This is a genomic window from Pararhizobium antarcticum (assembly GCF_001885585.1).
Taxonomy (GTDB): Bacteria; Pseudomonadota; Alphaproteobacteria; order Rhizobiales; family Rhizobiaceae; genus Pararhizobium; species Pararhizobium antarcticum.
This window is the reverse complement of the sequence record NZ_LSRP01000150.1, coordinates 1-7,661: the sequence shown is the minus strand read 5'-3', so window position 1 is coordinate 7,661 and position 7,661 is coordinate 1. Positions and strand designations below refer to the sequence as shown.

Annotated in this window: 7 protein-coding genes; 1 reads left to right on the top strand and 6 read right to left on the bottom strand. The window is 56.0% G+C overall.

From position 1 onward, the window contains the following. Window positions 1-221: 221 nt before the first annotated feature. Complete coding sequence (locus tag AX760_RS25135; protein WP_071835759.1) at window positions 222-821, bottom strand: TetR/AcrR family transcriptional regulator; 600 nt, start codon at window positions 819-821, stop codon at window positions 222-224. 201 nt (window positions 822-1,022) lie between these two features. Here AX760_RS25135 and AX760_RS25125 point away from each other — a divergent pair, with 201 nt between their 5' ends. Continuing rightward, window positions 1,023-2,393 carry an aminotransferase class III-fold pyridoxal phosphate-dependent enzyme gene (locus AX760_RS25125; RefSeq protein ID WP_139276561.1) on the top strand — a complete coding sequence of 457 codons (1,371 nt, stop codon included), beginning with the start codon at window positions 1,023-1,025 and terminating at the stop codon, window positions 2,391-2,393. Window positions 2,394-2,580: 187 nt separating this feature from the next. Here AX760_RS25125 and rbsK read toward each other — a convergent pair whose 3' ends face one another. The 5 genes from rbsK to AX760_RS25100 all read right to left on the bottom strand — a co-directional run bounded on the left by rbsK (window position 2,581) and on the right by AX760_RS25100 (window position 7,589). Then, entirely contained in the window at window positions 2,581-3,513 is a 933-nt protein-coding gene (gene rbsK, locus AX760_RS25120; protein WP_071835756.1) for a ribokinase, read from the bottom strand. 9 nt (window positions 3,514-3,522) lie between these two features. After that, window positions 3,523-3,978 carry an RbsD/FucU family protein gene (locus AX760_RS25115; protein WP_071835755.1) on the bottom strand — a complete coding sequence of 152 codons (456 nt, stop codon included), beginning with the start codon at window positions 3,976-3,978 and terminating at the stop codon, window positions 3,523-3,525. Window positions 3,979-4,007: 29 nt separating this feature from the next. After that, a complete protein-coding gene (locus AX760_RS25110) occupies window positions 4,008-4,970 on the bottom strand; it encodes an ABC transporter permease (protein ID WP_087149357.1) in 963 nt (320 codons plus the stop codon). 50 nt (window positions 4,971-5,020) lie between these two features. Beyond that, window positions 5,021-6,595, bottom strand: coding sequence for a sugar ABC transporter ATP-binding protein (locus tag AX760_RS25105; RefSeq protein ID WP_071835753.1), 1,575 nt, complete (start codon window positions 6,593-6,595; stop codon window positions 5,021-5,023). A 61-nt stretch (window positions 6,596-6,656) separates the two neighbouring features. Next, window positions 6,657-7,589 (bottom strand): sugar ABC transporter substrate-binding protein, encoded by a 933-nt coding sequence (locus tag AX760_RS25100; RefSeq protein ID WP_071835752.1) that lies wholly within the window; start codon window positions 7,587-7,589, stop codon window positions 6,657-6,659. Window positions 7,590-7,661: the final 72 nt, after the last annotated feature.

Sequence of the window (7,661 nt, the reverse complement as noted above, 5' to 3'; positions counted from 1 at the left end):
CATGAGACCCCCGCTCGGGCTACGCCCTCCCGGAGGTCTCATGCGTGCGCCGCAAGTGGCCTGGTTTTACTCCGCCGCCTGGCCGGTTTTTACTCCGGCGTTGACACAAGCGGACGCGCACGACGGGCACATCGTTTCGCCAGCGGGCATAGGTGGGATGGGGATTGGCCTTGAACCGAGGCGCTGCGATATCGACGGGCTCAAACGGTGCATCCTTCATCTCAGGATGCCTTTTCGTATGCGCTTAGCGCGGTGACAACCACAGCCATCTGGGCTGGAACCGATTCAGGTTCCGCTTTCAGGACCGGATCGTCCAACATCCGGAAAATGGCGAGGCCAAGAAACGTCGCCACTGCGGTGCGAGCGGCAAGCGGTGCTTTGGGCATTCCAGAACTTTCAAACATCACTTCAAGTGGCTTGATTGCCGGACCAAGTACGCGCGACAGCAGTGCCTCACCGACTGGCTTGTCAACGAGCCCTTCAGACAGGACAACCCTGAGAAGATCAAGAAGCTCGGGCTTCAGTGCCCCCCAACGCCTTTCGAGCATCGCTTCCATTCCGTCGGAAGAGAATGCTGGTTCGACGGACACGTCGCCTGAAACGCCCGGCAAACGTTCTTCGAGTGGATCCAGTAGACTGAGAAGAAGGTCAGCCTTGTTCGCGAAGCTGTTGTAGATCGTCCCTTCCGCCACGCCAGCGGCACTCGCGACATCGCGAATGGTGGCGCGCTGGTAGCCGTGTTCGGCAAACGCACGGCCGGCGGCGTCAAGGATGTGCTTGCGGCGCAGGGCTGCCGTCTTTTGCTTAAGCGAGTTTTTCATGCTGATGAATTACCATTCATTTTTGTGAATGTGTATTCATTTTTGAAGATTCTCCGAACCCCCGAACGAAACTGTGCTCGAGATAACCGACACCGTCATGAATGTCGTCTTGCTCTCGACGGTAACCACGTGATCTGGCAAGAGCTGTCTTGCTGGTATCGGTGCAGCTGACCATCCCAATCTGCTGAAGAGGATCGACCTGTGGACCAACTTACCCTGGACCCGGAACGAATGCGCCAGATCCATCAGCAAGAGTCTGCCACCTTCAGCCTGCGCCGCCCCCATTCGGCGGCTCTCGCTTCAAGAGCGGCGGTCACCATGCCCGACGGTGTTCCAATGGCCTGGATGGCCGGCCTTTTTCGCCATCCGACCCTGTTCGTGACCGGTGGCAAGGGCAGCCGTTTTATCGATGCTGACGGGATCAGTCTGATTGATTTTAATCTGGCCGACTTGTCGAACACCGTGGGCTACGGTGACAATCCTGTGGCACAAGCCGTTGCCCGACAGGCTGCACGCGGCGCGCAGTTTCTTTTGCCGACCGAAGATGCGCTTGTGGTCGCCGAAGCGTTGGCAGATCGTACTTCGATGCCCTTTTGGCAATTCACGATTAGCGCATCTACTGCCAATATGGAGGCAATTAGAATTGCCCGAACGATTACGGGGCGGCAAAAAATAGTCCTGTTTGACGGCAAGTATCACGGCCATATCGACCCGACGATGGCAGAAGGCGGCGCGCCCGGATCCAGCATTGCCGCAGTGCCAGAGGCTATGGGCCTCTCCCCGCACGAGGCGGCAAACGCGGTCAATATTCCCTTCAATGATTTAACGGCACTGGAGGCTGCACTGGCCGAAGGTGATGTTGCGCTCGTTCTGGTGGAGCCCGCACTTTCGAACTGTTCGTTGGTATTGCCCAAGCCGGAATTTCTACAGGCGCTTTGTCGCATGACGCGTGCAACTGGCGCGTTGGCAGCACTGGACGAAACCCATACCTGGGCGATGGAGTATGGCGGCTTTACACGGATGCTCGCTTTGAAGCCTGATTTCATTACACTTGGCAAAGGCCTGGGCAGTGGCATCCCGCTGGGTGCCTATGGTATGACGCCAGAAATAGCTGAATTCGTACAGCGCCACCGGGATGTCGATATCGCGCCCACGCGCGGGCTGGCTATCGGCGGCACAACATTTGCCAATGCACTGGCAATGGCCGCCGCCCGCGCAATGCTGACAGAGGTTGCAACCATTGACGCGTATCAGCGCATCGCCACTTTAGGCCAAAGGATGGCCGATGGCATCGACGCGATGATCGCCGCGCGCGGCTTGCCATGGCGCGCCTTTCGACATGGACCAAGATCGGGCTTTTGCCTGACGCCCGAATTGCCACTCACCTATGCCGAGGCGAAGCCTTCGGTAAATCCGGAACTCAGCGATGCCCGCCGTGTATTCATGGCAAATCGCGGCATCTGGGACGCCATCGCGACTGCTGGACCGCAGGTGTCGTTTGCGCATTCTACAGATGATGTTGATCTGTATCTCCAGGTCGCAGCTTCTTTCCTGGATAATCTCGAAAGGTAAATTCGGTAAATGATGAAAGTTATCTGCCACAAACCGCGCTTGCTCTATTTGGTTTTGCTTAACCTGTCATAACAGGCTTGCCCTATCGTTCGATCGTTGCAATAGGAAAATCCCTAACCTTATCATGTCATCGACGTATCCGGGACTACCGCGTTTCTGCACGCTGTGATGGTGTTTCGCATCTGCATCAGTTTGCGGCCGTCTTTGCCAAAACTTCAATTTCGGAGCGGTAGGGCATGGCTCCGGCCGTTCCCCGCCTTGTCACCGCTATCCCCGCCGCGGCACAGCCGAATGTCACAGCTCGGACTGGATCGAATGCTTCAGACAACGCCGCCGAAAATCCCCCTACAAATGCGTCGCCTGCTCCTGTCGTGTCGATAACCGTTCCGACCGAGAAAGCCGGAATGTGTATTGAACTCGTGGATGTATGGTACAGTACGCCTCGACTGCCGAGCGTGATAACCGCGGCTGCCACCCCTCGTTCCAGAAAAAAATCGCCGGCCCGCCTCGCGTCCGATAGGTTTTCGAGACCGAACCCAACCAGAGAAGCCGCTTCCGTCTCGTTGGGAATGACATAGTCGCAAAAGCGATATATCTCGGTGGGAAACGTTTCCGCGGGCGCCGGGTTAAAAACAGTCACTACTCCGCTTGCTTTCGCGATCTTTAAACCGCGCAAGGCGGCAGTGGCAGGTTGCTCCAGTTGGGTTACGAATACCGCAGCTTGCTGAATGGCGCCGGCGTGCGCATCGACGTCTGCGGGACTTAGCGATCCCGCCGCGCCGGGATAGACAATAACAGCGTTGTCGCCATTGGTCTCGTTCACGTAGATGAAAGCTGCGCCGGTGGGCATGTCTGGCACCCGAGTAAGGCTCGCTTTAATTCCCTCGCTTGCGAACGTCTTTGTCGCAAGATCCCCAAACGCATCCATGCCGATTTTTGAAATGAAAGACACGTTCGCGCCCGCACGGGCTGCTGCGACCGCTTGGTTAGAGCCTTTTCCACCGGGTCCTACAGAAAAACCACTTGCTGCTATGGTTTCACCAATATTGGGCAGGCGTTTGGCCACGTAGGCGGTATCGGCAACGAACACACCAAGGATGCAGACACCTGATTTCTTCATAGAAATTTCCTAGAGGTCGGTGGGCGGTATAACGCCCTTGGTCAACAGAAAGCAGCCGTAAAAGCGGCGTTCGCCGGTTCTCAAGATGCAATACGCTTTCTTGGAAAGTTCATAAAAAGCAAATCGTTCGATACCGTACATAGGCGTAGCCCGTCCTTCAGCACCATCTACGACGGCCTGAACTTCCAGTTGTACTTCGGGCAATTCGGATTGCGACGACGTCACCTCCATACGGCCAACCGATGCCTGCAGCGGTGTATCCAATGGCATTATCGAAAGGACAGCGTGTACGGCGCGTGCGGCGGAAATATTGTCCATACCAAGCACGCGTCCGGCAGATGTATGGCGGCCGATCGATTCCGACGGAAAGTTGGCGTCCGCTATCACCAAGCTATCTCCGTGGCCCATCGACCGCAACGCATGAAGAACGTCTGCGCTCAGTGCCGGGTCAAGATTCTTCAGCATGGTTCGGATCCTTAAATCGTGGAATGCGGTCAGCCGGCAGTGATGCGTTCGCGGTACTTGTCGATAATCACAGCTAGGATAATGACGACCCCTGTAATCATCTGACGCATGAAGTCGCTCAGACCGAAAAGGATAAGGCCGTTGGCAAGGACACCTATGATACAGGCACCGAGCAAAGTTCCGATAACTGTACCGCGACCTCCACTGAGGCTGGTTCCACCTATGATCACCGCAGCGATAGCATTGAGCTCGAAACCAATGCCGATGATGGGGCTCGCGATGTTCAGGCGGGCCATGTAGATTATCGATGCAATCCCTACGAGCGCACCGGCGATTGTAAAGGCGGCAACTTTGTAGATCATGAGCGAGTGGCCAGCGAGCCGCACCGCCTCCTCATTGTTCCCAATGCCGTAGAGCAACCGACCGAAAACCGTCTTCGAAAGCACAAACCACGCGAGTGCGACCAACGCCAGGGCGATCAGAAAGACGACGGGCACGCCGAATACCATTTTCGATCCGAAGTCGTTGAACGTCTGCGGGAACGAATAGATTGTTCGTGCGTCGGTGACCTGCAAAGCCGCGCCTCGTGCGATGTTGAGCATGCCTAAGGTAACGATAAAGGACGGTAGGCCCCAGAATGCGCTGATCCATCCGTTGAACAGCCCGCATACAACACCTGTCGCCATGGCGGCGAGAGTAGCCAGGCACACGGCCTGCCAAACAGCGAGGTCCGGGATAGTCAGGACGGTGCCACCGACAACGGCGCATAAGGCGAGTATTGATCCCACCGAAAGATCAATCCCACCGATGAGGATCACAAACGTCATGCCAATGGCCAGGATCAGATTTATGGTTATCTGAGTGAGGATATTGGAGATGTTATTCGGATTGAGGAAATGCTGTGTACTGAGGGAGAAAAATGCAATCAGCAACAGCAAGGCAATTCCAATCCCGGCGTCGCGCAGCACAAGTTTCATCGACATTTTTGGCATCTGCTTATCTCTGCTGTCGTTCGAAGGCGTGTTGTCGATTGCGTGCATGATCAATGCTCCGTTTTTCTTCGTTCGCCCTGGTAGGCATAGGTCAATATTTTTTCTTCAGAGAAGTCTGCCCGAGCCATCTCGCCGACAATGCGGTGTTGCGACATGACCATAATGCGATCGCAAAGCGTTATGAGCTCCGGAAGCTCTGAGGAGACAATCAGAAGTGCCAGACCGTTTTCCGCAAGCCGGCGGATCAGCGCATAGATTTCCGCTTTCGCACCTACATCGACGCCTCGCGTAGGCTCGTCGAGTAAAAGGATCCGAGGATTGCGCGCCAGCCACTTTGCCAAGACGACCTTCTGCTGGTTACCACCCGAGAGGGTCGAGACGTGTTTGGAGGGGCCCCCGTACTTCAGCTTCAGGTCTGAGCCTAGCCGCGTTGTGGTTGCGTCTTCCGCCTTTCTGTCAAGCAGGCCCAAGCGAGACACATCGGACAGAGATGCCAGTGTCACGTTCGCTGCAATCGGCATAGTCAATATAAGGCCCTGGTCCTTGCGGTCTTCCGTAACGAACCCAATTCCGGCATTGATGGCTTCCTTGGGAGAGTGCAACTTCACAACTTTTCCTTCTCTCACGAGCGCGCCAGACACGGGCAGCTCTGCAGCAGCGATCGACCTTAATAGTTCGGTTCGACCTGAACCGACCAACCCTGCGATACCAAGAATTTCGCCCTTGTGCAGATCGAACGAAATACCGTCATGATGAGGTGACTGGGCATGACGGAACTTTGCCAGAGACAGGACAACATCGCTGCGGGCGCTCGAAACCACGTCGTTTGCCATTTCCTTGTGTAGTTGTTTGCCGACCATTCCGCGAACCAGTTCGTCCTGGTTGGTCTCGCCGATTGTTCGCGAAAACACCGTTTCTCCATTCCGCAAAACTGTCACACGGTCGCAAATGCGGAAGATCTCATCTAGGTGATGGGACACGAAGATAACGGACACGCCGCGGTCCCGCAGCTCTGCAACGATTGAGAATAATCGCTCAGTTTCTCGTGAGGTCAACGTTGCGGTGGGCTCGTCGAGAATAAGCACCCGGCTGTCGGTCATTAAGGCGCGGGCGACTTCGACCAACTGGCGATGCGCGATCCCTAACCGCTCGACGGGCCACCGCACGTCGATATCGGTCAGCCCGATGGCGTCAAGCGCTACGCGAGCGCGCTCATTCATGTGCCGTCGTCTCACAACGCCCATGATGTTCCGCGGAAGGTGCTCAATGAAAATGTTCTCGGCAACCGAAAGATATGGAAGCAAATTGAACTCTTGATGGACGACTTGAAGCCCGCGAGCCTTCGCGTCCCGAGGGGTTTGGGGCGAATAGGCTTGACCTGCGAGGGTGATCGTCCCGGAATCTGGCTTGACGATGCCACATAGTGTCTTGATCAGTGTCGACTTGCCTGCACCGTTTTCGCCGATGAGTCCGTGTACCTCGCCCTGGTTCACGGACAGGTTCACGCCGTTCAGCGCGACCGTCCCACCAAAACTTTTCCTGATGTCATGCAACTCGAGAATGGGCCGCGACAGTGTAGACGCCTGGGCGAAAAGCACGCTTGGGCCGGATGTTGAAAATGTCATTGAAGCACCCTCTATGAGATGCCGCACCGAACTGGAGCCGGTGCGGCGATGTGTATAGGAGCTACTTCACGTTGTCCTTGGTCACCAGTTCGATGTCTGTTTTGATCCAACCCTCAAGCTTCGGGCCGCCGGCAACAACTTCTAGCGCCTTGTCGATGGCGTTTGCCGCCATCTGCGAGCCAAACTGATCGACGGTCGCAAGCAACTTTCCATCTTTCAGCAATGGAGCGACAGCCGGAACATTGTCGAAGCCAACGACCTTGATGTCTTTTCGGCCAGCGGCATCAAGGGCCTTTACGACACCGATCGCCATCGAGTCGTTCGCAGCCAGTACCCCTTGGATATCCGGGTGGGCCGTGAGCATGTTCGAGAAGACCGAATTGGCTTCCTCTGTCTCCCAATGTGCTGTGCGGGAATCAAGCAGCTCAAGTTTGCCGGACGCGACCGCGTCCTCGAAGCCGAGCTTGCGCTGAGCCGCATTGTCAGCTCCCGGGTTGCCTTCGATGATGACGACTTTGCCGCCTTCGCCGAGGTCTTTAGCGAGCGCCTCGCCAACCATTTTCGCGCCCAAGCGGTTGTCCGGACCGACAAATGCCAAGTCGATACCTGCGTCCTTCTTTGCCTGCTCATCCAGCGACACGTCGAAATTGATGACGGTAATGCCTGCGTCCATGGCTTTTTTCAGAGGTGCGACCATCGCGCGCGAATCCGCCGGAGCGATGACGATCGCGTCGACACCCTGCGTGATAAAGTTTTCGACGCCGTTGACCTGGCTTTCGAAATCCGTCTCGTTCTGCATACCGATGGCTTTGAGCTCGTAATCGCCGCGCTTTTTGTTGTGCGCTTCGGCACCCTCAAGCATGTTTTTGAAGAAGTCATTGGCAAGCGACTTCATCGCCAGGCCAACGACGGGCTTATCTGCTGCTGCGGCAATTGTCGGTAGCGCTGTCGTCAACGAGAGCGCCAAAATTGATGCGATGGTGAAAATTTTCATGATCGTTCCTCCATTGGTCCGACAGCCCTCCAGCCATCGGTGAAACGTTTCATAGTTACGATGACAACGTAC